The organism is Streptomyces sp. NPDC002276, assembly GCF_053891435.1.
This window is the reverse complement of the sequence record NZ_JBSFCQ010000034.1, coordinates 29888-56784: the sequence shown is the minus strand read 5'-3', so window position 1 is coordinate 56784 and position 26897 is coordinate 29888. Positions and strand designations below refer to the sequence as shown.

30 protein-coding genes and 1 pseudogene are annotated in these 26897 nt (G+C 69.9%); 15 read left to right on the top strand and 16 right to left on the bottom strand.

Features of this window, described 5'->3' with window-relative positions; translation table 11 throughout:
- Positions 1–536: 536 nt before the first annotated feature.
- Positions 537–785 carry a hypothetical protein gene (locus tag ACWIHT_RS45200; protein ID WP_456174500.1) on the top strand — a complete coding sequence of 83 codons (249 nt, stop codon included), beginning with the start codon at positions 537–539 and terminating at the stop codon, positions 783–785.
- A 245-nt stretch (positions 786–1030) separates the two neighbouring features.
- Entirely contained in the window at positions 1031–1618 is a 588-nt protein-coding gene (locus ACWIHT_RS45195; RefSeq protein ID WP_456174499.1) for a hypothetical protein, read from the top strand.
- 239 nt (positions 1619–1857) lie between these two features.
- On the opposite strand, the gene ACWIHT_RS45190 is transcribed toward ACWIHT_RS45195, so the two are convergent.
- From ACWIHT_RS45190 to ACWIHT_RS45180, 3 genes are all read right to left on the bottom strand, one after another.
- Positions 1858–2886, bottom strand: coding sequence for a hypothetical protein (locus ACWIHT_RS45190; protein WP_456174498.1), 1029 nt, complete (start codon positions 2884–2886; stop codon positions 1858–1860).
- A 2-nt stretch (positions 2887–2888) separates the two neighbouring features.
- Positions 2889–3068, bottom strand: coding sequence for a hypothetical protein (locus ACWIHT_RS45185; protein WP_456174497.1), 180 nt, complete (start codon positions 3066–3068; stop codon positions 2889–2891).
- 223 nt (positions 3069–3291) lie between these two features.
- Positions 3292–3537: a hypothetical protein gene (locus ACWIHT_RS45180; protein WP_456174496.1), complete on the bottom strand. Its 246-nt coding sequence runs from the start codon at positions 3535–3537 to the stop codon at positions 3292–3294.
- Between the two features lie 317 nt (positions 3538–3854).
- Here ACWIHT_RS45180 and ACWIHT_RS45175 point away from each other — a divergent pair, with 317 nt between their 5' ends.
- Positions 3855–4097, top strand: coding sequence for a hypothetical protein (locus ACWIHT_RS45175; RefSeq protein ID WP_456174495.1), 243 nt, complete (start codon positions 3855–3857; stop codon positions 4095–4097).
- Positions 4098–4852: 755 nt separating this feature from the next.
- Here the strand turns inward: ACWIHT_RS45175 and ACWIHT_RS45170 are convergent.
- The 3 genes from ACWIHT_RS45170 to ACWIHT_RS45160 all read right to left on the bottom strand — a co-directional run bounded on the left by ACWIHT_RS45170 (position 4853) and on the right by ACWIHT_RS45160 (position 8841).
- Positions 4853–6220, bottom strand: coding sequence for a glutamine synthetase family protein (locus ACWIHT_RS45170; RefSeq protein ID WP_456174494.1), 1368 nt, complete (start codon positions 6218–6220; stop codon positions 4853–4855).
- Entirely contained in the window at positions 6220–7737 is a 1518-nt protein-coding gene (locus ACWIHT_RS45165; protein ID WP_456174493.1) for an amino acid permease, read from the bottom strand. The genes ACWIHT_RS45170 and ACWIHT_RS45165 overlap by 1 nt, the downstream gene beginning before the upstream one ends.
- 105 nt (positions 7738–7842) lie before the next feature.
- A complete protein-coding gene (locus tag ACWIHT_RS45160) occupies positions 7843–8841 on the bottom strand; it encodes a hypothetical protein (protein WP_456174492.1) in 999 nt (332 codons plus the stop codon).
- 395 nt (positions 8842–9236) lie between these two features.
- On the opposite strand from ACWIHT_RS45160, the pseudogene ACWIHT_RS45155 reads away from it, so the two are divergent.
- The 3 genes and pseudogenes from ACWIHT_RS45155 to ACWIHT_RS45145 all read left to right on the top strand — a co-directional run.
- Positions 9237–9575 (top strand): annotated as a pseudogene (locus ACWIHT_RS45155) (helix-turn-helix domain-containing protein); the annotation flags it as partial.
- Between the two features lie 156 nt (positions 9576–9731).
- A complete protein-coding gene (locus tag ACWIHT_RS45150; RefSeq protein WP_456174502.1) occupies positions 9732–10733 on the top strand; it encodes a helix-turn-helix domain-containing protein in 1002 nt (333 codons plus the stop codon).
- Positions 10730–11443 (top strand): HAD family hydrolase, encoded by a 714-nt coding sequence (locus tag ACWIHT_RS45145; protein ID WP_456174491.1) that lies wholly within the window; start codon positions 10730–10732, stop codon positions 11441–11443. The genes ACWIHT_RS45150 and ACWIHT_RS45145 overlap by 4 nt, the downstream gene beginning before the upstream one ends.
- 8 nt (positions 11444–11451) lie before the next feature.
- Here the strand turns inward: ACWIHT_RS45145 and ACWIHT_RS45140 are convergent, their stop codons facing one another.
- On the bottom strand, positions 11452–12042 hold the full coding sequence (locus ACWIHT_RS45140) for a hypothetical protein (RefSeq protein ID WP_456174490.1): 591 nt from the start codon (positions 12040–12042) through the stop codon (positions 11452–11454).
- A 756-nt stretch (positions 12043–12798) separates the two neighbouring features.
- Here ACWIHT_RS45140 and ACWIHT_RS45135 point away from each other — a divergent pair.
- Both ACWIHT_RS45135 and ACWIHT_RS45130 read left to right on the top strand, forming a co-directional pair.
- Complete coding sequence (locus ACWIHT_RS45135) at positions 12799–13185, top strand: hypothetical protein (RefSeq protein WP_456174489.1); 387 nt, start codon at positions 12799–12801, stop codon at positions 13183–13185.
- A complete protein-coding gene (locus ACWIHT_RS45130) occupies positions 13182–13340 on the top strand; it encodes a hypothetical protein (protein ID WP_456174488.1) in 159 nt (52 codons plus the stop codon). The genes ACWIHT_RS45135 and ACWIHT_RS45130 overlap by 4 nt, the downstream gene beginning before the upstream one ends.
- Positions 13341–13409: 69 nt before the next feature.
- Here the strand turns inward: ACWIHT_RS45130 and ACWIHT_RS45125 are convergent, their stop codons facing one another.
- Entirely contained in the window at positions 13410–14786 is a 1377-nt protein-coding gene (locus tag ACWIHT_RS45125) for a transcriptional regulator (RefSeq protein ID WP_456174487.1), read from the bottom strand.
- Between the two features lie 260 nt (positions 14787–15046).
- Between ACWIHT_RS45125 and dapF the strand changes: the two genes are divergently transcribed.
- The 5 genes from dapF to ACWIHT_RS45100 all read left to right on the top strand — a co-directional run bounded on the left by dapF (position 15047) and on the right by ACWIHT_RS45100 (position 19841).
- Positions 15047–15847 (top strand): diaminopimelate epimerase, encoded by an 801-nt coding sequence (dapF, locus tag ACWIHT_RS45120; RefSeq protein WP_456174486.1) that lies wholly within the window; start codon positions 15047–15049, stop codon positions 15845–15847.
- Positions 15844–16917: a D-alanine--D-alanine ligase family protein gene (locus ACWIHT_RS45115; RefSeq protein ID WP_456174485.1), complete on the top strand. Its 1074-nt coding sequence runs from the start codon at positions 15844–15846 to the stop codon at positions 16915–16917. The genes dapF and ACWIHT_RS45115 overlap by 4 nt, the downstream gene beginning before the upstream one ends.
- A complete protein-coding gene (locus ACWIHT_RS45110) occupies positions 16914–17489 on the top strand; it encodes a hypothetical protein (protein WP_456174484.1) in 576 nt (191 codons plus the stop codon). Before ACWIHT_RS45115 ends, ACWIHT_RS45110 begins: the two co-directional genes overlap by 4 nt.
- 94 nt (positions 17490–17583) lie before the next feature.
- Positions 17584–18969, top strand: coding sequence for a UDP-N-acetylmuramoyl-tripeptide--D-alanyl-D-alanine ligase (locus ACWIHT_RS45105; protein ID WP_456174483.1), 1386 nt, complete (start codon positions 17584–17586; stop codon positions 18967–18969).
- A gap of 8 nt (positions 18970–18977) precedes the next feature.
- Positions 18978–19841 (top strand): phosphotransferase family protein, encoded by an 864-nt coding sequence (locus tag ACWIHT_RS45100; RefSeq protein WP_456174482.1) that lies wholly within the window; start codon positions 18978–18980, stop codon positions 19839–19841.
- 243 nt (positions 19842–20084) lie between these two features.
- On the opposite strand, the gene ACWIHT_RS45095 is transcribed toward ACWIHT_RS45100, so the two are convergent.
- Positions 20085–20537: a hypothetical protein gene (locus tag ACWIHT_RS45095; protein ID WP_456174481.1), complete on the bottom strand. Its 453-nt coding sequence runs from the start codon at positions 20535–20537 to the stop codon at positions 20085–20087.
- 197 nt (positions 20538–20734) lie between these two features.
- On the opposite strand from ACWIHT_RS45095, the gene ACWIHT_RS45090 reads away from it, so the two are divergent.
- Positions 20735–21184: a LexA family protein gene (locus tag ACWIHT_RS45090; protein ID WP_456174480.1), complete on the top strand. Its 450-nt coding sequence runs from the start codon at positions 20735–20737 to the stop codon at positions 21182–21184.
- Between the two features lie 63 nt (positions 21185–21247).
- Here ACWIHT_RS45090 and ACWIHT_RS45085 read toward each other — a convergent pair whose 3' ends face one another.
- From ACWIHT_RS45085 to ACWIHT_RS45075, 3 genes are read right to left on the bottom strand one after another with little or no spacing between them, the layout of a single operon-like run.
- Positions 21248–21475, bottom strand: coding sequence for a hypothetical protein (locus ACWIHT_RS45085; RefSeq protein WP_456174479.1), 228 nt, complete (start codon positions 21473–21475; stop codon positions 21248–21250).
- Complete coding sequence (locus ACWIHT_RS45080) at positions 21433–21852, bottom strand: hypothetical protein (protein WP_456174478.1); 420 nt, start codon at positions 21850–21852, stop codon at positions 21433–21435. The genes ACWIHT_RS45085 and ACWIHT_RS45080 overlap by 43 nt, the downstream gene beginning before the upstream one ends.
- Before the next feature lie 21 nt (positions 21853–21873).
- Entirely contained in the window at positions 21874–22236 is a 363-nt protein-coding gene (locus ACWIHT_RS45075) for a hypothetical protein (protein WP_456174477.1), read from the bottom strand.
- A gap of 134 nt (positions 22237–22370) precedes the next feature.
- On the opposite strand from ACWIHT_RS45075, the gene ACWIHT_RS45070 reads away from it, so the two are divergent.
- Positions 22371–23234 (top strand): hypothetical protein, encoded by an 864-nt coding sequence (locus tag ACWIHT_RS45070; RefSeq protein WP_456174476.1) that lies wholly within the window; start codon positions 22371–22373, stop codon positions 23232–23234.
- A gap of 85 nt (positions 23235–23319) precedes the next feature.
- On the opposite strand, the gene ACWIHT_RS45065 is transcribed toward ACWIHT_RS45070, so the two are convergent.
- The 4 genes from ACWIHT_RS45065 to ACWIHT_RS45050 form a co-directional block, all read right to left on the bottom strand.
- On the bottom strand, positions 23320–23562 hold the full coding sequence (locus tag ACWIHT_RS45065; protein ID WP_456174475.1) for a hypothetical protein: 243 nt from the start codon (positions 23560–23562) through the stop codon (positions 23320–23322).
- The gene (locus tag ACWIHT_RS45060; protein WP_456174474.1) at positions 23529–24683 is read right to left on the bottom strand and encodes a recombinase family protein; all 1155 of its coding nucleotides are present in this window, start codon (positions 24681–24683) and stop codon (positions 23529–23531) included. The genes ACWIHT_RS45065 and ACWIHT_RS45060 overlap by 34 nt, the downstream gene beginning before the upstream one ends.
- Entirely contained in the window at positions 24680–25096 is a 417-nt protein-coding gene (locus ACWIHT_RS45055; protein ID WP_456174473.1) for a hypothetical protein, read from the bottom strand. The genes ACWIHT_RS45060 and ACWIHT_RS45055 overlap by 4 nt, the downstream gene beginning before the upstream one ends.
- A 559-nt stretch (positions 25097–25655) precedes the next feature.
- On the bottom strand, positions 25656–26849 hold the full coding sequence (locus tag ACWIHT_RS45050) for a hypothetical protein (protein ID WP_456174472.1): 1194 nt from the start codon (positions 26847–26849) through the stop codon (positions 25656–25658).
- Positions 26850–26897: the final 48 nt, after the last annotated feature.

The following is a 26897-nucleotide window of genomic DNA, read 5'->3' as shown; positions in this document are numbered from 1 at the left end:
TTATCTCGGGTGCACATTGACCGTCAGGCATGTTCGGCATGTAGTCACAAGGGCCCGTGCCTGACGGATATCAGCGGGTTGTTCAGGCATGTTCGGCATGCTCGTAACGCCGGACGGCGTCCGCTCGCCGCGCTCACTGCCGTCGCCAGGCTGGAGGCGGCCGCCGCGGCGGCCGCCGTCACGGCGGCCGGTGCCGCCCAGGACCGCGGCGGCTCGTGGGCCGACATCGGCACCGCCCTTGGGGTCAGCAGGCAGGCCGCCCACCAGCGACTGGCCCGCCACGTCGCCGCCCTGGACAGGCCGTCGGCGGCCGGTGCGGCGGGGACGATCGTCCTACAGGATGTGCAGGGCGCTGAAGACCAGGAAGAGGCCGAGGGCGCAACTCCCGGCGGAGCAGACGGCGTAGAGCACCCCGCTGTAGGAGCCGAATCCGGGCCCCTGCGGCGCAGGGACGCGGAAGCAGTTGTAGAAGAGGACGCCCCACCGCGGCCCGCAAGGGCAAGCACGGCGGCCGGCCGCCGGTCATCACCGACGACATGCTCCACACCGTGCTCCGGCGCAGGGCGGGCGGCGAGTCCGTCGAGCAGATCCAGCCCGACCTGATCATCCCCACCGGCAAGCGCAAAGGGCTGAGCCCGTCCGTCGCCAGCGTCTACCGGGCACTGGCCGAGCACGCCAAGCGCGAGGCGTACCCCGAAGCCGTCGAGGCGGCCCACGCCGACTTCACCGCCCTCCAGACCGGCGAACTCCCCGGCCCCCGGGCCCAGCCGCAGACCGTACGGTGACTCACCAGACCTTCAAGATCATTCCGTGGCCCCCTGCACTACGACCAGAACTACCACGCCCGCACCCGGGCCGAAGCCCGTCGTACCGCCCTTGAAGCCTCCGGGCAGCTGACGTTCGAGCTGTAGCGGCCCAGGAAACACGTTCGGCGACGCGCCTGTTCAGGAAGCGTTTCCAGATTTCCTCATGCTCCCGAAACAAGAAACGCCTGGTCAAACCGCTCTTCGGTGGTTCAGCATGGTCCGCCATGAAGACCACCCAGATCATCCCGGGCCTCGTCGTCGACGAGGCGATGCACACGGTCGCAGCCACCGGATTAGCCCTTCACGCCCCGGAGTTGGGGCCGCTCAGCTGGCAGCGGTTCACCGCGCCGACCAGCTGGTGGCTCGTGCCGGACGGGAGCGGTCGGCTCAGCAAGGCCGAACTCACGCTCGTCGAGGACCGGGACCGGACCGTCAAGATCAACGTCTGGTACGCGCCCGACATCCGGGGGACGGACGGCGCTCCCTGTCCGCACTCGCACCCGTGGCCATTCGAGTCCAAGATCCTACTCGGCGGTTACACCGAGGACCGGTACGTCCTCGACGGCGACCAGGTCCATGCGGAGACGGGCAAGGAGCACGTGCAGGGCACCGCCAACGCCGTGGGCCGGAACCTATACCACGAGGTGGCCGCGCTGCACACGGACCCGGGCGCGACCATGACCCTCATGCTGTGCGGGCGGGGCAAGCGCGGGGCGTGGGGACACCTCAACCCGGCAACCGGAATCGTCTCCCCGCCGCAGCGCGACCCCCGCTTCCCGGAGCATCTGCGTGCCCTCAACCCCCATCGCTGATCAGCGCCTGCTGTCGCCGAGCATCTGGCGTTCAGCCGTAGCGGGCTACTTTGCACTGTGGGTCAGAGATAGGACACCGGGGCCTTCTTGCACGGCTCGCCCGTACCGCCATCGACCCGGAAAGGAACTGTGGTCGCCGACCCCGCTGCCGCCGCAGCCGCCGTCCGGGGGCTACACGCCTGAATCCCGGGCATCAACTGCACCGCGTGCGAGTCCTCGACCTCCGGGCCTGGAGGTGATCACACGGTGGCGGGCTGGGTCAGGAGCGTGTCCATGAGGGTCTGGTAGCGCTCCAGACCCTCGGCCCATTCGGGCATGAGGAGGTGTTGGAAGACGCTCATGGAGACCGCGACCTCACCGCCGACCCCGGGGACGGGGGCGTAGCCGACGCGAACCCACTGGTCCCACATCTCATGCGCCATCAGGGTCCGCAAGATCTCGGGCTCGGTCACCGCATGCGCCAGGAGCATGGTCAGAGCAGTGCTCGCCTTGGTACAGGCGAGCACCGCCGTACACAGCCGTTTGCCGTCGGCCTCCCGGACAGCGCGCATCAGGCCGGGCAGACCGTCCGCGAGGGGGGACTGTGCGAACAGGTCGACGCCGGCGAGGGCGGCGTCGCGCTGGGCGGCGCGGATGTGCTCGATCATCTCGGGGTTGCCGGGCATGGCGGCCTCCCACGCCTCCGCCATCTCGTCGAACCCGACGTCCTGAGCGCCGCCGAGCATCAGCCGGGCGCCCGGGCTCATCAGGGCCGGGTGGCCGATGTTGGACACCGATCGGGATGGCGGGAGCTCGAATTCGGCGTCGGCCGCGCCCGCGCGCAGGGCCCCGTCGAAGTCCCGGCGGGGGCAGTGCCGATCCTTGAGCATCCGGGCCGCCATCTCCTGACGGGCCTCGAATGCTTCGTCGGAATCGCCCTGGGGGATCTGGTCGAAGTCGATTCCGGCCTTCCGGAATGGCCGCTTGAAGGCGTCGGCCACCGCCGCCCGCAGTCGTGCCGTGCTCTCGGGGGTGGCGTCGATCGCCCAGAAGACCCAGCCGAACCAGCTGATGGTGCGGCCGGTCTTGGAGATTCCCCTCATGGCGGCGGCCCGGTGCACGATCTCGGGGCGGAGTTCGCCCGTCTCGGGGTCGGTCCACTCCGCGGTCCGGGGCAGCCACAACTGGCTGCGCCAGCGTTCCAACTGGGTGGGACTGACAGTGAATCCGTGTTCCCCGACTGCGGCGACCATCGCGCGTTCGAGGGCGGAGGGTTTCGTACGGGCCATGGTCAGCTCCTGCGGTTCTGGTTGCCGCTGGCAAGGACGGTGTAGACAGTGGCCGCCGTTCCCAGTGCGCTCGCCCACGCCTCGCTCTGCGCGGCGAGGACGGCGGCCACCACTGCCAGGATCAGCGCGGACAGAGAGGGCCGGTCGCCTCCTCCGGGCATGAGCGGGTCGTTGACGTTCATCGGCTGGGCTTCCTTCCCTGGGGCGGCCTCCTGCCGGGCACCCCGGCAGGGCAGACGCGTACATCCGGGACCCCGGGGTCGGCCTGCACACCTATCTCGCCACACCTCGTCCGGCGAAATGAGGGAAACCTCGCGGGGTACCGGCTCCCCGAACTGGGAGAAGCGGGGCCCGCTGTGCTGTAGGTCCTCGTATTCCTGGGCCTCGGGTGGGTGATCCCGGGTGTCAGGCCGTGACGTACCTGTGCCGGGTCGGTTCTTCGAATATGAACAGATTCATGACGATGATGGCCGTGCTCGGGGTGACCCTGCTTGCGGGGGCCTGCGTGGCGCCGGAGGCCTCGGCCAGCGCGCTCGCGCCTCCCGGACCGGTTGCTGCGGGCAAGGCACCGAGGTGTACGACGAAGTGGGAGGTGACGGCCGGGAGGGTGGCCGTGCGCAGGCCTGCGTGGAATGACGGGCCGGCGGCCAAGCCCGGTTCTCCCGTCGATCACTGGCTTCGTCGTAGGGACGTCGTCACCTCGTGCGTTGTGGCGGTCGGCCGGACGGAGAGCGGCAACGCGTACCAGGAGTGCAGCGGTGGGCACTTGTGGCGCGTGGTCCGCGGTGGTCAGGTTCCCCAGGGCTGCATGGGGAGGGTCTGACGTGCGCGGACGGATTCTGACGGCGGCTGTTACGGCTGCCTTGCTGGCTGCCGGGCCTGTCGCGCATGCGTCGGGCGGCGGAGACGACGGCCCTGTACACATCGGTGTAATTGGGCAGGGCCTACGCGTGAAGGAGGTCCGCGCGATGCTCGACGGCCAGGAGGCGGGCGCCAGGGCTCGCGTCTCGCTGTGGCAGAAACGCGATGGCGAGTGGATGTGGACGCGTCAGGTTCAAGGCTGGAAGTACACCGATGCCCGTGACGTGCAGGGATACAAGTTCGAGTACGCGTCGTGGAGGGTGAACCGCTCGTTCCCGCACGGGGCCCGGCTCTGTGTGGAGTTCGACGGCTACAAGGACCGGTTGGCCTGCGCAACGATTCACCGGTGATCGTGCAACGGCACCCCGCCACAGGGGGGTGCGGGGTGCCGTCGGTCGTGGCCGGGGCTACGGCCCGGAGATCACGAACAGTACCGTCACGCGGCCGGGGCTGTCGGGACCCTCGGGGTCGGTCACCCGGTAGAGGACGGTGATCCGGTCGCCGGTGTCCGGGGCGGGCGGTCGGGTGGTATCCGCCGACGGTCCCTGACCTCAATGTGGCCTTTTCGAGGGCGGTCTCGGCCTCTCGGAGTTGGCATTTCGCGTCGAGATCGCTGTCGGCTCGGCGTCCCGATTCCCGGGACCCGATGCCGGTCACGCCGTGTCCGGCCCCCCTGCGCGGGCGGACGGGGTCCGCGCAAGGGGGCTGGGGTCCTACAGCTGGTCACGGTCCAGGAGTCCCGTCACCAGCTTGGGGTGTCCCTCCATGGGCGGGTAGATGGCCGTGACTTTGTCATGTCGTGAACTGCCTTTTCCTGTAGGGGTGTTGGTGTGCGGGACGAGGTGGTGCCCGCCCGGGAGAACGTGGGCCGGGCACCGTCCGCAGGGTCTAGGTCGCCTGCGGAGTCTGCGAATGTGGTCCCGGCCCCCGCGGGTACCACCCGCGGAGACCGGGACGGGGTCCGGACCCGTCAGGAATTCAGACCCCCCCGGCCGGATCAGAGGCCGGGAGCTGGACCCTTGCTCCCCGCGCCGCCGTCCGGTGCAGGGAACAAGGGCGTTCAACCCTCCGCCGACGGGGGAAAAATCTCCCGGCGGCAGAGAGATCAGCGAATTCCGCGAAGCCGTTCCGTGTCGGTGACGTGACGGCGATGCCATTCGAGCTCGGTGTGTGCGGCATGGGCGTAGTGCTCCACGACGTTCTTGCCGAGCAGGCTGGTCGCGGCGGGGCTGTGTTCGAAGTGCTGGAGTGCTTCGGCCAGGTCGGCGTGGACGGGAATCGCGCTGGTGTCCTGGTAGGCGTCGCCTTCGCAGGCCGGCTGCAGCGGCAGCCTCTTCTCGATGCCGTGGGTCATCGCAGCGATGTAGGCGGTGAGGGCGAGGTAGGCGTTGGCATCGGCGCCAGCGAGGCGGACCTCCAGGTGGGCGCCCTTGCCGTCACCGGTGACGCGGACGGCGCAGCCGCGGTGATCGATGCCCCAGTTGTAGCGGGTGGGGGCGAAGCTGTGCGGCTGGAGGCGCTTGTAGGAGTTGGGGTTGGGCCAGTACAGCGGGGCCAGGTTCGGCAGAACGGTGATGAGGCCCGCGATGGCGTGCGTCATCAGCGGCGGCAGGTCGTCCCCGCGGTGGTGGGCGAATCCCGGATCGTCGTGGTCGGTCCACAGCGACAGGTGCAGGTGGAGTCCGCTGCCGATACCGGTGTGCGGGGCTGCCATGAAGGCCGGGACCAGGCCGTCCCGCCGGGCGACATCACGGGTGATCAGCTGGAAGACGGTGTAGTCGTCGCAGGCTTCAAGGGCATCGCCGTATTCGAACGTGACCTCGGCCTGTCCCGGCGCCCCCTCCGTCTTGAACGCCTCGTAGAGGACGGCGTCGGCCATGGCGTCGGTGAGATGCCGGGCGAAGCCGCCGACGACGGGCGGGAAATCCAGGGCGTAGTCGAGGTTCTCGCTCCACGCCGGCACCAGGCCCGATCCGCCGTCCGCGAGGAGGACGAATTCGCTCTCCACACCGGCCTTCACCTCGTATCCCAGCTCACGCATCCGGTCGAGCTGGGCACAGAGCATGTGACGGGGGCTCACCTGGACCGGTGTGCCGTCGTGGTGGAAAGGAGAGCCGATCACGACGGCGGTACGGGGCCGGGTGGAGAGCATCCGGCCGGCGTGCGTGCGCAGGTCCGGCTTGACGAGAAAATCACCGAATCCCTGTTCCCAGCCGGTGAGTTCGAACCCCTCCAAGGGGGTCATCAAGATGTCGGTCGCCAGGACGTAAGAGCACGTCTCCACCCCTCCTGTCATCTGTTCCAGGAACACCGGCGCCTTGAAGACCTTGCCCTTCAGGCGTCCCCGCATGTCCGGTGTACCGAGCAAGATCTCGGTGATACGCCCGTCGTCGACGGCGTCCCGAAGCCCCTTCCCGTCGACCGCCCCGGACAGCCAGGGCCCGCTGGGACGGACGATTTTCCCCGTGGTCATCAGAAACCCCCCTCGGCGAACGTTGCCTCTTCCCCGCGGAGGGCGGTGCCTGCGGCGGCGAGCTGGTAGTCCCGCTTGCCGCGGGTCATCCAGGTGACCGTGGCGAACAGCAGCGCGACCAGCAGGGTCACGCCGGCGTAGTTGAAGGACTCCGTGGTGATGGGTTTCGACTGCGGCAGGCAGAAAACGACGGTGATGGTGATCACGTAGACGACGGCGATCACGCCGACCGGCCGCCGCCAGCGCCCCAGCGTCCAGGGACCGGGCTGGTAGTCGCGTCCCTTGCGCAGGGCCAGGAAGACGGGGATGCCGTAGGCGGGAATCATGCCGACCGCGTTGATCGCTGTGATCGCGCCGTAGGCGGCGGGCGACCACAGGGCAGGCAGGGCGAGCACGAATGGGACGACGACGGCGAACCACACGGCCCGCGTGGGTGTCTTGGTCCGGGAGTTGACGCGCCGCCAGCTCTTCCAGCCGGGCAGGGCACGGCTGCGGGAGAACGCGTAGATCATGCGGCTGGCCGCGGCGACCTCGGCGTTGCCGCAGAACAGCATCGCCACGATGACGATCAGCAGCAACGCTTTGGCCCCGGAGGCACCCAGGACGTCGAGGAAGATCTGTGCGGGGGCCACCCCTGTCGGCGTGTTCTGGGTGGCCGTGTAGTCCTGCATGGCAAACAGCAGACCGGCGAGGAGCACGAACCCGGCCAGCAGGGACACCCAGATGGAGCGGACCATGCCCGTCGGCGCGGAGATCTGCGCGTCCTTGGTCTCCTCGGCCACGTGCGCGGAGGCGTCATAGCCGCAGAAGGTGTAGCCGGGGAGGAGGCAGCCGATGAGTACGACGTAGAAGGGGGAGGAGAAGCCGGTGTCGTTGTGGAAGTGCGTGAACACGAAACTGGCCGACTGGTGCTGGGCCGGGGCGAAGGTGAGCGTGCCGACGATGATGGCGACACCTAGGAGCTGCCACCACACCGAGACCGAGTTCAGGATGGTGACCAGGCGCACGCCCGCGGAGTTGATCAGCCCGTGCAGCAGCAGAATGGCGCCGAATATCAGCATGGTGGCGGCCGGCGTGGGGGCGATGTCCCACTGGAGCTGTGCGAAGGCGCCGATGAACGTGGCGGCGCCGTAGTCGATGCCCGCGATGGCGCCGAGCAGGCCGAGCAGGTTCAGCCAGCCGGTGGTCCAGCCCGCGAGCTTGCCGCCGAGCTTCTCGGCCATGAAGTACGGCCCGCCGGAGGTCGGGTAGGCGGAGACCACGTCGGCCAGCGACATGCCGACCAGCAGCGTCAGGCCGCCGATCACGACCCAGCTGCCGAGCATGACGACGGGTCCGCCATGACCGAGGCCGAACCCGAACAGGGACATGCCGCCGGCCAGGACACAGATGACCGTGAGGCTGATCGCGTAGTTCCCGGACGTGCCCATTTTGCGGGACAGTTCGGGCTTGATCCCGAGGGCTTGCAGGACGGCATCGTCATCCGGCGACGTCGGTGTGACGGTTCTGTGGGACACGTAATCCACTTTCAGGAGAGGCGAAGGCGCGGGGACGGTGGAAGAGAGGCGCAGGCGCAGGCGCACGGCGCGGAGGGCGGGGCGCGGGCGTTCACCGGGCGGGCCCTACTTCAGGACGGCGGCACGGATGCGGAGGAATTCGTCCGTCCAGTGCTGGCTACGGCCGAGGCTGGTGTTGACGTCCTTCCACGGCTGAGGCGTGACATAGGGGCCCAGAGCGTGGAACACCTGCCGGGCCGGGCCGTTCTCGCCGCAGGACACCAGGGCGTGCGCCAGATGGTTCAGGTCCCAGGGCGAGAGCCATCGGTGCTCGGCGACGGGAACCTGGGCGAGCCACTCCGTGTAGGCCCGCATCGCGACGTGGTGTGCCTGTTCCGTCTGCCAGAACCCGAGAGCGCCGCTCTGACCGCGGCCGTGCCGTTCCCGGTACACGTCCATGCGGGCGTACAGCGGCAGCAGCTGTAGTTCGGGATTCGGCCGACGGGCCGAGACTGTCCACTGCGAGTACTGGAGGGAAGCAACAGCCCCGCCGTGCTGCAGGAAATATTCGCGCATCCGGTGGTGCGCATCCCGGCTGCCGGGGTGACGCCGGTTCGCCTCGGCCAGCAGGGGCCACGGCCCGGGGAAATGCATGTCGACGGACTTCAGCCGGTCCCACGGCGCTTCGCGGATTCGCCAGTTGGGGTCGAGGAGCTTCGGATCGTACGGAAGCCGGGCCAGCTGAAGACGGCCGTTCCACGGCTCCGGAGACCCCGGCCACAGGGATCCCGCCCGGTTCCACTCCGCGTGGGCCATCTCCCCGGCACGGCGCACCACCTTGTCAGCCCTGCCCTCATGGTGGAGCTGCAGCGCCCCCTGGGTCAGGGCCCGAGCCCACAGCAGGGACGCGTGATGGCTGTGCGGTTCTTCATCCCGCCACATCCTGATGGCACCGCGTACGCCGGGGTCGGACACGAGCAACTGGCAACGGCGCCCGAGCAGGGCCCAGTTCACCCCCGTCCGGACGAGCAGGTCGCGGGCAGCTAAGTAGCGCCCCATTTTCAGGTCTTCCAGCGCGGCCCGCAGGTCAGAGTCGGGACCGACAGGACTGACGATCAGGTCCATGCCATCGGGGGGAGTCGCGGGGCCTCCGCGGCGGACACTGCGGGTGGCACCGGTCAATGATGAATAGGACATGACGGCCTCAGGATTGGGGGTGGGGGCAAGGTGCGGCGGCAGTCCCTGCTGGGGGGGGCAGGTGGCCGACCCGGTTCCGGCAGCCTCTGCTCAGAACCTCAAGGCAGGCGGGATAAACCCCGGTCCCGCATTCGCGAAATGGGCACAGAGCACCACGTAGTCCGATATCGCCAATGGATGTTGTCGTGCTGCGTGGTGTCACAGAGTGTGGAGGTGGCGCAGATCGGCCTGCATCGCTCCGGCGATATCGCTACAGCGATATCGATCTGTCATAGCCTGTATTGAGGCGTGAGTTCGGACTAACCCAGACGGCAGGTGCTGCCATGAAGATGCCGGTCCGCGCGTGCGGCGAGTGCGGAAGCACGCTGAGCAAGTACAACCCCGATCCCGTGTGCGCACTCTGCTCACGCACCGGCACCGCGCCCGTGATCCCCGACCGCGCATGGCGCGACGAGCGGATACAACGGGCCCTGGCCGCTTGGGACTTCGGGGAGCTGATTCGCTTACTGCGCCGCCGGTCTGGGTTGTCCCAGATGGGCATACGCGCCCTCACCGGGCTCACACAGTCGCATATTTCGGACCTTGAGAACGGGCGCAAGCAGCTCGGCGGCCGGGAATCCATCGTCGATCTCCTCAACGGCCTGGGCATTCCTTCGGACTTGCGACCGCTCCTCCTTACTCCGCTCGCGGACCGGGACGAGATGGTTGTTTTGGACACGCTCGACCCCGCGATGCCGTGGACAGCGGACCGTATGGTGACGTCACTTGAAGTTGCTGTCGGAGGTTCAGGTCCTATGAAGCGTCGAAGCGTGATGACCTTGAGTGGAGTCGGCGTCGCCCAATACGTCCTGCAGTCGGCCATCGCCCCCACCGAGGCACTGGCCGCGGACCGCAGAGACGGGACCCGGGTGACCGCCCCGCTGCTCACCTCCCTGCAGACCACCACAGACGCGCTGCGGCACCTGGACGCGACCAGCGGCAGCGGAACCCTGGCCGGCACGGCCCGGCTGCACCTGAGGGTCCTGCTCGGGCTGCTGAAGAGCGGGACCTACGACGAGCGAACGGGTCGGCACCTCGCGGCGGTCACCGCAGACACCGCCATCCAAACCGGGTGGTACACGTTCGACAGCGGCAGGCACGAAGAGGCCCAGCGGCTGCTCGTGGGCGCGCTGCGCGCAGCTCACGCATCAGCGGACTCCCGCCTCCGCGCGGGCGCCCTGTCCTTCCTGGCCATCCACGGATACTCGGTCGGCGACCCCCGCCAGGCCGTCACCGCCGCCAGGACCGCGCGCCAGAGCATCCACGACCAGGACGCGCCCGCGCTGCACGCCATGCTCCTCACCCGGCAGGCCCGAGGCCATGCCCGGCTCCGCGAGGAACGGCACGCGCTGGCAGCCCTCGACGAAGCGGAAGCGCTGTGCGCCGACGGCCCCGGCGAGAACGATCCGCACTGGCTGTACTGGATCAACCCCGGCGAGATCCTCGGCCAACGGGGCAGTTGTTTCCTCGACCTGGACCGCCCGGCCGAAGCCGCCGCCGCCTTCGCCGACGCCAGGGCCACATTGAGCCACCAGGAAACGCGCACGAAGGCCCAGTTCCTCTCCCGCGCGGCAACAGCACAGATGCGGGCGGGTGACGCCGATGCAGGCTTCGCCACCGCACAGGACGTACTCACCATGGTGAACGGCATCCAGTCCGCCCGCCTCGACGAACACCTCCGGGCGATGCTGGCCGAGGCCCGCCAGTTCCACCGCGCCGCGCCCGCCCGCCCGCTCCTCGACCGCGGCGAGGCGGTCCTCGAAGAGCGGGCCCTCACATGATCCTGGTCCTCTGGGACATCGACCGGACGCTGCTGTACGCCGGAGAGACCGACCGCCAGGTGTACCGCGAGGTGTTCCGCGACGTCGTCGGACGCGAGGCACAGCAGCTTCCCGCCCGAGGGACCGGCGTCACGATGCCGCTCGCTGTGCGCGAACTCCTCTCGGCCAACGGCGTCCCCGGGACGCAGACCGACGACCTCGCACGCCTCATGGTCGACCGCCTGCCCGGACAGCTGTACCGGCACCGCGAGGCAGTGCGCCGCGACGGTCACCTGATGCCCGGCGCCGTCGAGGCCCTGTCAGCAGTCCGCGAGTCCCCGCTCCTTGTCCCGACGATCGTCACCGGCAATCTCAGAGCAAGCGCCGAGATCAAACTGTCCGCGTTCTCCCTCACGAAGTACGTCGACACGACGGTCGGCGGCTACGCCTCCGACGACTCCCACCGCCCCGCCCTGGTACGGATCGCCCAGAACAGAGCCACGACGGCATACGGCCATACGTTCACCTGCGAGAACACCGTCATCGTCGGCGACTCGCTCCAGGACGTGAGAACCGGCCAGGAGGGAGGCGCGCAAGTCGTCGGCGTCGCCTCGGGAACCACGTCGGCGGAGCGTCTGGCATCCGCAGGAGCCGATCACGTCATACCGGACCTCACCGACCCACGACACATAGTGGAGCTGATCCACAAGGCCGCGCGCAACTGCCCTTAGCGGGAAACTCACCTCGGATGCTCACCGTGACCGGCGCGCTCCTGCTGGGACATGTCGCGGCGCCATTCTCGACAGCCGGTTCCCCGGCACGGCGGGCGGTGTGCCAGGCCTTTTTCGTTGCCCCGGTATCCACTGGCCGTGCTGCACTGAGGGTGGTCCTGTCCCAGCACGCACAGGGACCATCCGGCCTCGTCCAGCTCCTCGGCGAACTCGGCGTCCCAGTTCGCGCGGCCGTAGACCTGGTGCAGCGTCACCCTGGCCTCCTCCGCCGCCTCGGCAACGGACGTCTGTGCCTCGACCAAATCCAAGACGCGCTTGCGTTGTTCGGCGGTGAATGCTTCTTCGGCAAGGGCCCGCCGACGCTCCAGGCTCTCGGCGCTGTGGGCGGCCACGCACGCGTGGCAGCGGCAGCCGACCCGGTACAGGGTCGCCGGGGCGAACCTCTCGTGGTCGTATTGCACGCGCACGGGCCGCTTGGCGATGCGGAGCAGCTGGGTGCCAGTCCAGACATGCTGACGGCCCCCGCGGGCGTGGGGGCGCATCCTGCTGCCGGGCAGGAGGCCGTAAGTCGCCATGCCGCTGACGCCGGCGCGTGCCATGCCCAGTAGGGCTGCGATCCCGCGGACCGTATAGACCCCCTGAGGATCAATCCGGTTGGCGTACGGGGCCAAGGGATGGGGCTGAGTGGGTGTGCGGGACACGTCGGCTCACCTTTCGAGTCGCCCCCGCAGGCGCGGGGAGCACACAAGATCGTCACTGCCGTTGAGGCACGGTGGATCCTCCCTGCGCGGCAGGGAGCAGACGGCACTTCAGCCCCGCAGCGGCGGGGAGCACTTCCCCGTGGGGAAGGTTCTGCACGTCTTTGAAGGACCACCCCCGCGTCGGCGGGGACAAAGGTGCGTTCGACCTACGCGACTGAACGATCACGGGCCCATCTCCGCTCGCGCGGAGAGCACGCGCCCACTGTAGCGAAAGGGAACGGTCGCCGTTATCCGTTCCCAGAACGGATAACGCACCCTCGGGCGCGGGGGCCTGCGTGGCGCCGGATGCCTCGGCCGACTCGTTCGCGCCTCCCGAGACGGTCGCTGCGGGCAAAGCGCCGGGGTGTACGACGCATTGGAAGGTGGCGGCCCGGAAGGTGGCCGTGCGTAGGCCTGCGGGGGATGACGGGCCGGTGGCCAAGCCCGGTTCTCCCGTCGATCGCTGGCTTCGTCGCGGCGATGTCGTCACCTCGTGCGTTGTGGCGGTCGGCCGGACGGAGAGCGGCAACGCGTACCAGGAGTGCGGAGGTGGGCACTTGTGGCGTGTGGTCCGCGGTGGTCAGGTTCCCCAGGGCTGCATGAGGAGGGTCTGACGTGCGCGGACGCATTCTGACGGCGGCCGTAACGGCTGTTCTCCTGGCTGCCGGGCCTGTCGCGCATGCGACGGGCGGCGGAGACGACGGCCCTGTGCACATCGGTGTGATTGGGGAGGGCCTGCGCGTGAAGGAAGTGCGGGCGATCCTCGACGGCCAGGAGGCGGGCGCCAAAGCTCGGGTCTCGCTGTGGCAGAGGCACGATGGCGAGTGGATGTGGACGCGTCAGGTACGGGGCTGGAAGTTCACCAATACCCGTGACGTGCAGGGATACAAGTTCGAGTACGCGTCGTGGAGGGTGAACCGGTCGTTCCCGAATGGGAGTCGGCTCTGTGTGGAGTTCGACGGCTACAAGGACCGGTTGGCCTGCGCGACAATTCACCGGTGATCATGCAACGGCGCCCCGCCCTGGCGCGTACGGCGGGCGCGGAGGGCGACCGTACCGGCCTGCTCGGTGCGCTCGCGGTCACCTACATGGTGAGCCCGGCGACTGAGCCGCCCGTGATCACGGTTACGACCATCCGGCCGCCCAAGAGCGCGTAGCAACGTCCGGCCCGCGGGTGTTGGTGCCCGGCACCGCACAGGAACAGCGGTTCACGGGGCAAGCTGCGGTCAGGCGGCGAGCACGGTGTGCGCGCGGTCGATGAAGTCGCGTGCGGCCGGGGTGGTGCGGTGGGTTCCGAGCCGGTCGGCGAGATCGAGCAGGGGCGCGGTCGTGCGGTGTGAGCTGATGGTCTCGGTGAGGTCCAGCGCGGTGCCGGCCGTGGAACAGGCGCGCTCCAACTCGCCCTGGGCGTACTGGGCGTCAGCCATCCGGCACAGGTAGACGGCGTGGGTGCGGACGGTGGTGGGTCCGAACAGCTCGTCGGCCTGGACGAACGCGGCCTCTGCGCGGTCGTGCTGGCCCATGTCGCGGTGGCTGGAGGCGCGGGCGCCAAGGATCTCCGCGCGGTCGAACCAGTACGCCCATTGGGGCGCCTGGTCCTGCTGCTTGTCGGCCCGGGTCAGGAGGGTTTCCGCGCGGTCGAAATCCGCCCAGCACCGGGCGTCGCCGAGGTGGGCGCGGGCGCGGCCCCGGCGGCTGTGCATCATCGCCTCGACGCGGGGGTTGCTACGGCCACGGACGGCGGCGAGTGCGGCGGTGGCCATGTGCTCGGCGTCGTGGAGGCGGCCCGTGTTGTAGGCGGAGACGCACCAGAACGACAGAACGTTGGCGCCGAGGGCGTCGTCCTGGGCGACGCGGGCCGCGCGCAGGGCGGTCATGAACGTGTCGTCGGCGCAGTCGCCCCGGGTGTCGAACAGGGCGGCGGCGCGCTGGCGGGCAAGGTCGGCGGCTGCCGCGTACAGGCGGGCGCCGTGCGCGTCGCTGTAGGTGCGGTGGTGAATGATGCCGTTGACCAGGGCCAGGGCGCTGGACGCCTCGGCGAGTACGGAGCCGCCGCCGTCCTCGTCGTCGGTCTCGCGGAGCATCTGGGCGCGGGCCTCGATCTTGGCCACCCCCGCTTCGCCGATGCGCCGGCCGGTGGTGAGCTGCCCGGCGGCGACCGGATCGGCCGTGAGCCAGTTCAACAGGGCGGCGGTCAGGGTGCCGCCGGAGATCAGAACGAGTTCTCGACGCGTGACGCCCATGGCACCCCTTGCGAGTTCGGTCAGGGACTGGGAGGCGCCGAGAAGCGTCCACGGCAGCGGAGTTGGCCGCTGGGCGGGGTCCTCGGACAACCACTCAGGCCATGGTCGCTCATCGACCGCAGTGGGCGGAACACCGAGCACGGACGCGATGACGAGTTGGGTGGGGTGGTCCGGCTCGCGGTCGTGTTCCCAGTGACAGACGCCGTCGCGGCCGGTCTGGATCGGGTGGCCGAGTTCGCGGCTGCGTTCGCGTAAGCGGCGGGCCGTCTCCGTCTGGCTCCACCCTCGCGCTTTCCGGGCCCGGGTCAGGAGGTGGCCGCGGTGGCGGCTGCCGGCCGGGGGACGGCGTGTGTGGGCCATCGCACCTCCGCTGTGTGCATCTCCGAACACGGGCGGTCAGCGCACTGTAACGGCGGCGGCGCGGGGGCGGTAGCCGCCTCGGTGTTGCTCCCTGTTGCTCGTGGCCGCAACCCGGAGCAACAGGGCAGACGCTTCCGGCACGGCTCCGGGTCGGCCAGCGTGGACACCCGGCCGCCGCGCCCGCCCACCCCGTTGAACTGCCCGTTCGTGGCTTCGGCGTGCCCCGATCCCTGCAACTGCCCTGGAAGAGAGGCCCTGTTGTGGAGTTCCTGAAGGTCCACGGAGCCGGGAACGACTTCGTGCTGCTCACCGATCCCCAGCCGTCCCGGGACTGGCGCGCGGAGGCGCCCCGGCTGTGCGCGCGGCGTACCGGCGTCGGTGCTGACGGCCTGGTCCTGAGCACGCTGGTGGACAAAGATCCGGCCCCCGTGCTGGACGTGATCTGCATCAACGCGGACGGGTCGCTCGCGACCATGTGCGGCAACGCGCTGCGCTGCGTCGCCTGGACGGCGGCCGAGGCCCACGGGTTCACCGCCATGAGTCTGATGATGGCCGGTGTCCGTCATGAGGCGACCGTGCACAACGGGCATGTGCGGGTCACCGCCGAGGCCGGGGAGGTGGCGCCGGGGCGGGTGGAAACCCGCTGGCAGGATGCGCGCTGGAGCTTCGACGCCGTACACACCGGCACCGAACACGTGGTCGCCCTGGTGGACGACGTGGACGCCGTGGACGTCGAAGGGCTCGGCCGCCTGGTGCGCCATCACCCGGACCTCGCGCCGGTCGGGACGAACGTGAACTTCGTCCACCCGGTGGACCCGCACGCGGTGCGCATCCGCACCTATGAGCGCGGGGTGGAGGCCGAGACGCTGTCGTGCGGCTCGGGGGCGGTGGCCGCTGCGGTGATCGCCGCCCGTCACGGGGTGGTCACCCCGGGGCCGGTGACCGTGCACAACCGGGCCGGAACGCCGCTGACGGTCTCGCAGAACCCGGAGCGGCCCGGGTCCTATTGGGTCGGCGGCCCCGTCGTCCATTCCTTCCGCGGAGAGTTGGAGCTGCTGTGACCACGACGTTCATCGATGCCGGCGACCGGGAAGCGGTGGACCGGGAGATCAGCGGCCTGCGCGAGTGGAGCCCCCGCGGTCTGGATGTGGCCGTGGCGTACGGGGGGCTGTCGGCCGAAGACCGGCTCTACCTGGCCAAGAGCCCCGTGGATCAGTTGTCCGTGACCGCGCTGCGGGAGGCCCTGACCGCGCTGGGCGCGAGGGTGCGGGTCCTCGACCCGACGGCACCCGGGTTCGTGGCGCAGCTCGCCGGGCCCGGGGTGGATGTGGTGCTGCCCAACCTGCACGGCCCGTTCGGGGAGGACGGCCGCCTGCAAGGGCTCCTCGACTACCTCCGTGTGCCGTACTGCGGCAGCGGTGTGCCGGCGTGCGCGGTGGCCGCCGACAAGATCCTGTGCAAGGAGTACATGCGCGGGCTGGGGGTGCCCACCCCCGACTGGCGGGAGTGGACGGGCCAGGCGCTCGGCTGGCACGGCCCGGTCATGGTCAAACCACCGCTCGGCGGCTCCAGCGTCGGCATGAACCTGGTGCGCGAAGAGGACGACTTCGCCCGCGCCCTCGCGGAGGCCGCGGAGACCGACCCGTCCCCGGCCCCCCGGGTCCTGGTGGAGGAGATCGTCACCGGCACCCCGGTGACGGTCGGTCTGCTGGAGCTGCCGGGCGGGGTGCTCGTCTTCCCGCCGCTGGCGACCGAGGTGGGCGCCGGGCAGTGGTACGACGCAGAGACCAAGCTCGACGCGGCCGGGGACGGCGACATGGTGTCGGTGTCTGCGGCCGATCTGCCTGCGCGGACGGTCACGGCGCTGACCGCCCACGCGCGCGTGCTGTGGGAACGGCTGGGCTGCCGGGGCATGGCCCGGGTCGATTTCATGGTCGACGGCGACGGGCACCCTTTCGGGCTGGAGGTCAACCCGACCCCGGGCATGTCGGCGGGCTCGAACTTCGCCGCCGGGGCCGAACTGTGCGGGATCAGCCACGCCGAGACCGTGCGGGCCGTCCTGCATGAGGCCATGACCCGGCACACATACGATGTGCCTCTCAGCCCCGATCCGCTGCTCATCGCCGGGTGAGCGAGCGTGAGGAGTCGGCCCGCATGCCGTGTCTGCACCCCGTGCCGATGTGCCGTCAGCTCATCACCGAACACGAGTGGGAGCGCGAGGGCGGCGCCGAACTCGGCGACCGGATCGAGTGGTCCAACCGGGCCTGCGGCATGGCCGGTCTGCGGATGATCCTCCTCGCCTACGGCAAACCGGCGCCGACCGTCACGGAACTGCTGAAGCTCGGCGTCGCCCACGGGGCGCTCACCGAACGGGGCTGGCTCCATGCCGGTCTCGCCGAGATCGCCGAACAGCTCGGCGTCCCGGGCCGCGCGGAACCCGTACCGGCCGCTGACCTCCTCGACCGGCTGACGGCCGCGCCGCTGATCGTCTCCGTCACGGAGAAGTTCCCCGACGACGGACGCCGCGGCGGCCACCTCGTCATCGCCCACGGCCACACCGACCCCGCCACCGGTCCGGGCGGGCCGGACGTCTTCATCCGCGACCCCTCCCGGTGGGGCCAGGACCACGACTGCGTACCGCTGTCCCGCCTGGCCGCGTCCTACACCGGACGGGCCGTCACCTTCCCCGCCCTGCACCCGTGACCCGCCCCGCCGACCGGCCGGGCCTCGTCGCCCGGCCGTACGGCACCCCCTTGCCCGCTTCCGTGCTCTGCACCCCGTCACCCTTGGAGATCCGTTGATTCCGCTGACCTTGCAGGAGATCGCCGACGCGACCGGCGGCCGTCTCGCCGACGCGCACCCGGAGACGGTCGTGTCGGGCCCGCTGTCCTTCGACAGCCGCGCCGTCCACCCGGGCGGCCTGTTCGCCTGTCTGCCCGGCACCCGTACCGATGGCCACGCCTTCGCCGCCGGGGCCGTCGCGGACGGCGCCGTTGCCGTCCTGGCCTCCTCGCCGGTCACGGTGCCCGCCGTGATGGTCCCCGACGTGACCGCCGCGCTCGGCGACATCGCCCGCGCGGTCGCCGACCGGTACACCGGCCTCGTCCTGGCGCTCACCGGCTCGGCCGGGAAGACCAGCACGAAAGACCTGCTGCTTCACGTTCTCCAGCTCGACGGGCCCACCGTCGCCAACGTGCGCTCGTTCAACAACGAGATCGGGTTCCCGACCACCATCCTGCGCACCGAGAAGTACACGCGGTACCTGGTCCTGGAGATGGGCGCCCGCGGGAAGGGGCACATCAGCTACCTGACCGGCATCGCCCGTCCCCGGGTCAGTGCGGTGCTGAACGTGGGCACCGCCCACCTGGGCGAGTTCGGCAGCCGCGAGGGCATCGCCGAGGCCAAGGCGGAGATCGTCGCCGCGCTCCCGCCGGCGGCCGAGGGCGGCATCGCGGTCCTCAACGGTGACGATCCGCTGGTGCGGGCCATGGCCGACAAGACGTCCGCCTCGGTGCTGCTCTTCGGCACCACGCCGGACTGCGACGTACGCGCCGAGGACATCACCCTGAACGGCGCCGGCCGGCTCGCCTTCACCCTGCACGCCCAAGGACAGTCCGCGACGGTGAGCCCCGACGTGTTCGGCGGCCACCACATCACCAACGCCCTGGCCGCCGCCGCGCTCGCCCTGGCCGCCGGGGTGCCCTTCGAGACGGTAGCCCGGGGGCTGGACGGGGCCCGGATCGTCTCCGGCGCCCGGATGGAGGTCACCGACCGGCCCGACGGAGTGACCATCGTCAACGACGCCTTCAATGCCTCCCCGGAGGCGACGCGGGCCGCGCTGGACAGCCTCGCCCACCTCGCCGGAGACCGGCCCGTGATCGCGGTCCTGGGCGAGATGGCGGAACTCGGCGACCAGGCCGAGGAGATCCACCGCGAAGTGGGCGCGCTCGCCGCGGCCCGCGGCGTCGGCCGCCTGATCACCGTGGGCGGCCCGAACGCCGCCACCCTGGCCGCCGCCGCCCGCGAAGCCGGTGTGAGCACCGTGGACCACGTCACCGGCCGGGACGACGTCCTCCCGCTCCTCGACGGCCCCCTGCCCCCCAAGGCGCTGATCCTGGTCAAGGGCGCGCACTCCCTCGCCCTGGACGAGATCGCCGCCGCCCTCGCCACCGCCGGGGAGTGACGCCCACCGTGCAGACCTCCGAAATCACCGCCCTCGCCCAACAGGCCTGCGAACAGGCCCGGTTACCCGCCGCCGGAATCGCACCGATCCGGTTACGCGACAACCTCATGCTGCGCGCCGCCGGGGGAACCGTGATCCGTATCCACCCGCCGGGCACCTACGACGTCGCCGTACGCGAACTGCGCGTCGCGGACTGGCTTCGCTCCCACCGCATCCCCACCGCCGAACCGCTCGTACCCGACCCGGTCACGATCGCCGGACGGCCGGTCACCTTCTGGGAAGACCTCGGGGAACAGGTGCCGGCCGAACCCGCGCACACCGCCCGCGCGCTCCTGCGGCTGCACTCCACCCGCGTCCCCTCCCACCTCGCGCTACCCCGCTTCGCCCTGCCCGACTACCCCAAGCGCATCCGCGAGGCCCAAACCTCCGACAGCGCCCGGCAGTGGCTCACCCGTCACGCCGAACAGCTCGTCGCCCGCTGGAACGCCGTGCAGTGGCCGGACGAGTGGTGCGTGATCCACGCCGACCCGAGTCCGCACAACACCATGCGGACCGCCGAGGGCACCTACCTGGTGGACCTGGAAGGCGTCGCGGTCGGGCCGCGCCAGTGGGACCAGGCCACCATCGCGTTCCAGAGCGACACCCTCGCCGAACCGCCCTCCTACTGGGAGGAGTTCCGCGACGCCTACGGCACCGACGTGACCGCCTGGGACGGATACGGACTGATCAGGGACATCAGGTCACTCGGGCTCGCCCTGTTCGCGCTCCGCCACGCCGACACCAGCGAGCACGCCCGCAGTCAGGCCGACTACCGGTTGGCGTGCCTGATGGGGCGCCACGGCGAACGCCCCTGGAAGTGGGTCGCGCCGTAACGGACGCCCCCTAGGCACTCAGCGGGTAGCAACAGGTCCCGGCACCTCTCGGTGCCGGGACCTGTGGTCGTGCGTCTTCCAGCACCTTCTTATGCCCGGATGGGCCGAAGGGCTGGAGCGCTACCAGACCCTCATGAACACGCTCCTGCCCCAGCCAGTCACCGTGTGACCGCTGTGACTGAGCGCTTCAGTTGGCCATTCTGTGCGTCATGGTTGGCCATGCTGCCTGGCCGGACAGAGTGGTTACGGGTGAACAGCCGGGGGCGTCAGTGCTGGCGCGTAGTGGCGCGTGAGGCGGGCGGCGGCATCGGCAACGCTCAAGGCGAGATTGCCCTCGTACCCAACGGGCGTGTCCGGCACCGGTTCGAGGTAGATGTCGACGGGCTGCTCCGGGTCGTCCATGACCAGGGCGACGGTGACCGGGGACCACGGCGGGCCACTTTGGCGCTCGGGGACGACGCCGTAGTTGCGCAAGACATCACCGTCCGGACCAACCACGTACACCGCGGTGGCGCTCATTCCTGGGGTGCGACGAAGCTGCACGCCGCTCCCGAGACCTCGTGTCAGCAGGGCAACGAGTTCGGCGGCATGCGGTGCAAGCGTCACGCCCTCGGAACCCCGAGGGCGTGGTGAGAGCCTGCCGGCCTCCAACGCAAGCTCCTGACGGCGACCACGCACGCGGACGGTCAGCCCCATGAAGTGCTCCTTCGTTGTCGATGCCCCTTGCAGAGACGAGTCTTCCAGGGATCGGGGGCGGGTACGCCCTTCTCGGCGGTCTGTCCGCTCGGCCAACTGAAGTGCTCAGTGGCCAACTGAAGTGCTCAGTCACAACCGCTGCCGGGCCCGGCTCCCGGGGCCTGGCCTCCAATTCGAACACGTGTTTCAATCGCCACATGGTGCAGCACACGACGTTTCCGCGCGATCTGATCCAGACCCAGCGCCAGCGGACCCGCACATACGCGGCCCTGGAGCACCACCCCTTCGAAACGGCTGCGCTGCGACAGCAGTTGCGGCGTCTCGACATCAGGCTCGCCACCCACCCGTTCTGGCAGACGGCGGCCGGGCGCTCGCCGTCGGCCAAAGTCGAGCTGCGCGACCTGGTCCGGGAGATCGAGAAGACCGAGGAACGCCTCACGGAGCAGCAGCGGCGCATCCTGACGTGCATCAGGAAATGGGCCGCCGAGCACGACGGCGAGACCCCCTCCGTACGGGAGATCGGCCGGAGCGTGGAACTGTCCAGTACCAGCAGCGTCGCGCACCAGCTCGGGCAGATGGAGCAGCTCGGCGTCCTCGACCGCAGCGTCAGCCGCGGCAAGGGCAAGGGGATCGCCCTGCCCTGGTGACCGGGACCTGCGACCCCCGGGCCGGTCAGGCCTCTTCCGGCACTGCCGTGTCGGCGAGCGCGGTCAGGTCCTCGCCGAGACCGGGGCCCGTCCGTACCGGGCCTGTCGCCGTCCGGGCCGGGACCCGTCGATGCGTTCCAGCGTGATCGTTGCATCGAGCACGGGCGCCTCGTCGGAGGTGTCGCCCGGCGTGCGGTTGATCTTCGACCTGAGGCCGCTCAGCCCGCTCTTGACGTACGGCGCGGCCTTCATCGCGGCGAAGCACACCACGAAGCCCAGCGCGACGCACACCGCACGCTCCATGACCCTGTTGTCGTGCGGGTGGTGTCCGGCGGTACGTCGCCGATCCAGTAGTAGGCCTCGGTCGACTCCCCCGTGATCTCGCTGGACATCCCGGGGAGGTGGACGGTGACGCTGCGTACCGGGTGCGTGCCGCTGTTGCGGACGAGCAGCGTGTGCGGGTGGTACGGCTGCCACTCCTCCCGCTCGCGGAACTCCCGGATGAACTCGCAGTCCACGTGATCGCCCGCCCAGGCCGTCACCTGCTCGGCCTGGAGGTGCTGCCTCCGGGTCAGGGCGTACAGCCACGCGAGCAGCGCCGGCGGGCTCAGGTTCCACACGCTCCGGGCTACGCCCACGGGATCGCGCGGGAGGTCGGGAAGATGCACGGAGCGAGCGTAAGCGAAGGCCTATCGGTCCAGGCCGCTATACGGGGGCCCTGGCGGCTGAGCCCGGCGTCCAAGACCACCGGCCGTCAACGTACTGGTCAGGAACACGGGGACCACGGGCCCGCACGACCCGTCGGGGGCATAGTCCCGGCGCCCGCCGAGCGTGCCCGCCTCGGTACGGGTGAGGTCGATACCGAGGTAGTCGGCCCAGATCCCGGCGTCCTCGTCGCTGTCGACCACGCCGCGCAGGCATGCCCCGTCATCCACGGTCCACTCAGCCCCGGGGAACTCCTCGGCGGTCGCCGTGTCGACGACCCACACCCGGAGGAGTCCCCGGGCGGCTGCCACCCGTTCTTCGACGCTGCTTGCGCCACTGTCCGTCACGACTCCGAGGCTACCGAGCCCCGCAGAGACCGGAGTTCGGAACAGGCACCCGGACGAGGGCGGGTTCACCGATGGGCCACACTCCCTCCCTTAAAGGTGTCACAATAGTTGTGACACCTTTAAGGGAGGTTCTCATGCCCGTGGTCGATGCCACCGACATCCCGGAGACCGCGACCCGCATCCGTATGCGCGGTACGTACCTGGACGCCGCCTCTGCCCGCGCCGCGCTGGAGCGCTATCCCCATCTGCGCGAGGAGGAGATCACGGTGGACTGCGGGCCGGTCCCCCTGCACATGCGGCCCGGCCCGGCGCGGTCCGTTCGCTGGACCGCATGGTCTGACGGGCTGATCATCCACGGCCCCGTGAGCCCGATTCCCGCAGACCTGCCCGTCCGGCTGTCTGCGGCCGAGGGCCTGATGCGGCACATCATCCGTGAGGCGCGTTTCGGGCAGGAGGGTGGGCGCACCGTGCCGCCCGGGATGTGGCTGCGTTGGCTGGACGCAACCGGGACGATCACCGAGGAGGTGGCCGGGAGCGTGGACGAGCGCGCCGTCGGCCCCGACCGGATCGCTACACGCATCGTGGCCCTCACCCGGCACACCGTGCACTGCGCCGACGGCAGGGACGACGCCGTATGGGTCCTGCGTGAACAGGTGCAGCTACCCGAGATGCCGGGTGCCCCCCTCCGTACGTTCGGAACCGGCGCGTTGGCCGCCGTCACCCGCGTCATGGACGACGAGGCGGCGGCCCGTGCCGCCTTCGCCGCCCGGGACGACCACCGCCCGCCCGTGGTCACCAGCACGGAGGCCGCCGCCGCTCTCGGAGCCTCGCCCGACGCTCTACGCCAGGCGATCTCTCGTGCGCGCCGGAACTCCTGGCGTCCCTTCTCCCGGAATGTGGGCCGCACGACCTGGTACGTCATGGATCACATCGCCGAGATGTGGAACGCACGCCCCGGCCACGGACCCGGACGCGGACACACCCGGCCAGCCGGATGACCAGGGTCAGGGGGCCTGTTCCCGTTTCGCCCCGGCCACCGCGCGTTCGGGCGCCTGCGGGAGCTTCACAGCGGCCGGGCGGGGTCTACAGGCTGTGGCAGTCGAGGACTCCCGCGACCAACTCGGGGTGACCCTCCGCCGGAGGGTAGATGGCCGTCACCTTGGAGTGGTCGGTAGGCGGGCGCAGCAGGGTGTGCCGTGCGGGGTCCAGCGCGGGGTGGAGCGCGGTCAGCTCCTTCGGGGTGCGCATCCGGCCCCATCTGCCGTCCGCCACACCGTCCATGGTGCGGGTGATCAGGCGTGCGGAGACCTGGGTACGTCGTCCCACGTCATGTGGTCCTCCAGCATGGGCCACTCGCCGAACGGGATGGGGGCCATGGTCAGAGTGTCCCTCACCGCCTCGTCCACGGAGCATGGTCCGCAGATCGTCACGTTCCGTTCGGTGGCGATCCGGGAGGCTCCGCCGATATCGCCCTCGAACTGGGCGAGCGGGCCGTGGCACCGGGGGCAGCGTGCGGCGGGGGTCTGCTGGTTCATGGATCGGGGCTCGCTTCTCGTGGCTGGTGCTTGTTGCTGGTTCGGCCAGCCCGCATCTGTGGTACCCGCGAGCGCCGCCACGGCGGCGGCCTGGTCGTGCTGCTCGAATGCGCGGTACAGGGTCGACCGCTTGATGCCGAGTGCTGCCGCGATGGCGGGCACGGGCTCCTCGCGGTCCCGGCGGGCGAGTGCTGCGGCGAGCTGGTCGGCGCTGACCGCTCGGGGGCGGCCTCCCCGGCGGCCCTTCGCGTGGGCGGTCTCCAATCCGTCCATGGTCCGCTCGTGGATGAACTCGCGCTCGATCTCGGCGAACATCGCGACCACGACGAACAGGATCTTCCCGGGGCCCTGGGGGTCGTAGATGCCGGCGAGAGGTCCGCTCAGGATCTCCAGCCGGTTGCCGAGGTGCTGGATGTCCTGCGCGGAGACGATCAGCTCGATCATGTTGCGGCCGATGCGGTCTAGCCGCTGGACCGTGAGGATGTCGTTCGTCCGGAGGGAGTCCCGGGCCTGTACGTACTCGGGCCGGGTCGGCTGCCGGATGCTGATCACCTCGTCGAAGATCCTCACGCACCCGGCCGCGCGGAGCGCGGTCACCTGGGCCGTGAGGTCTTGGCCGCGTCGGTTGGCCCGCGCGTACCCGATACGGTCGCCGGTCCGCTCGGCCACGGCCTCCGTGATCTCCGGGGCCGGTCCGGGCTGCCACGGCTGCCCCGGGCGCCGGTCGACGGGCACCCGGACCGCCGGGCCGGACCGCAGCTTGGGGAGTCCCGCGTACCGGCCGGTGTGGTAGACCGAGGAGACAAGCCCGGTGTGGGTCCGGCACGGCGAGCCGGCCAGTACTTCGCATCGCGGACAGGGCTGACGCTCGATCAGCTCGGCCGGTGTCACCTCGACCGGGGCGTCACTCATCGCGGCCCCATTAGCTGCCGATCCGCCAGGTAGCGACCCGATTCGGTGTAACCGAGGCGTTCCAGCTCCCACACCGTCCAGTCTCGGCGGGGTTCCCGACGCTCGGCCATTCCCGTGAAGATCATCATTTCCAGGCGGCTCAGAACATCGCCGACGTGAATGCCGGAGGCGTCCGCGCTGAACGTCAACATGCTCGCAAGCGCGTACGGGGTGAGCCTGCTGGTATGCGGGTTGACGTCCCCGGGACTGTTCGGCTGTTCCATCCGCCAGATTGCGCGTAGCGCCGCCTCACGCAACCCGGCCAGCATCGCAGCGTCTTGCGTCACCTTGACCCGTCCGTACCTGCGGACGTCCGCGCGCCGCGCCACGGCCAGGGGGTCGGTCGAGTCTTCTTTGCCCAAGCGCCAGAACATTCCGGGTCCTTCCGATAGGAACTTGGGGCCATCCCAAAAACGTATCCCATTCCGTGCGGGGCGGAGGGAGTTTTGGGACATGTTTCGGGACGGATATCGGCGAGTTCCGGCACCACTCGGCCAGCGTCCCGAAACCGACCGTTTCCGGAACGTCTTAGCGTGTACACGCTAAGCCGCTCTGTTCGTGCCTTCCCCCCGGGCGATTCGTTGTCCGGGGGTGATCACGAAAAAGGACGCGACCTTGGCGGTTGCGTGGGTGCAGTGCAGCGGGTGCCAGGGCTCGACCCAAGCCGTACTGATGGACGCTCCGGTGGCGCCGATCATGGATGCCGGTGCGGTGCACGTCCGCGAGGCGCACCCCGGCAAGAGTGCCCTCAAGCTCCTCGGGTTCATGACCGGTCGCGCCGCTCTTGTCGACGGCGCCTCGCCGGATGACCCCGCTGGCTGGCTGAGGCTGTGGAACTCGTCCTACCCGCCTGACTTCGGGCCCGGGACGTCCCCCACTGCGGCTGTGTAAGCCACGATTCCCGACCGTCAGGCGCTCGGCGGGTGCAACTTCTCAGCGGCTTCGATGCCGTGGATGCCCTGTGGTCGGGTTGGTGGATGGCTTCGGCTCGGGGGCCCGTGACGGCGGAGGCGTGCGAGATGTGACCGTGGTGGAACGGCTAAGAGCGGCCTGCACCCGGGCGGCCTGGCGGGGGACGGTCCCGTTGTCCGCTCGGCGTACGAAGCTGTCGAGCAGTTCGGCTAGCGCGGGATCGGCTGGGCGGCCGGCGAGCCATTCATGGATCTGGGGGCGCAGGACCGCGGCTCGGTCAGTGAGGGTGGCGTACCACATATCAGGGGAGTCGGCGCGTGCCTGGCGGATCTCGATCGCGCTGGTGGCCACGGTGGTGGAGATGGCGGCCAGGACGGCCTGACGGACGTAGGGGTCGCTGTAACGGGACGCGACGCGCGCCGGGTTGATCCCCGCGAGTGCGGGGGTCTGCTGGGCCAGGGCATTGATCGGGACGTCCACCCCGCGCGTGAGGTCTTCGACGGCAACGATCGCGTCGTGGTGGGCGAAGGTCAGGGCGGGGTCGTCCACGAACCTGTCCCTGATCGCACGGCCGTTGAGCGGGTTGGGCTGGCCGAGGTGAAGCGCGTAGCCCTGTTTGCGGTCGGCGTTGCGGTCGGTGTCGGAGGCGCAGAAAAAGAGGTAGTGGCCGTGGAAGCGGGTGTCCGGGTAGGCGGCGGTCAGCATCTCTTGGACGCTGCCTTTGAAGCCGGTGTCCACGAGGGCGAATTCGGCGTCGGCACGGTCGAGATAGAGGTTGCTGTCCTCGGCGTACTCGACCAGGTCACTCCAGCCTGGTGACGGCTGGTCACGGTGCGGGCCTGGCTTGCGGAAGCCGTCCGCTCCCGGCACGCTCCACGGCTGTGCTTCTTCCAAAACGGAGTCAGCGAGCACGCGCGGGATGTGGAGTTCAGCGCTGTAGCGGTTGTGGAAGACGGGATCGAGTTGGCGGATGACGTTGCCAAAGGAGTAGCCGTCACGGCCGAGGTAGATGACGCGGGCTCTGGGGTTCTCGGCGACCATGCCGTAGAGGTCGCCGAGCATGTCCACCCCGGCTTTCGCGATGAAGGGGGCAAGGTACTGGTGGGCGACGGCTGCGGCGTTTTCCACGGTCCGTAGTTTGGCGGGGGTGTCCAGATGCATCACCGAGCAGAACAGGCGGAAGTCCGCGTCCGTCATGTGTAGTGGGTTGGCCACGGGGACCACCCTTCCATGGCCGGACGCGGGCGCAGGTGGGGCCAGCTA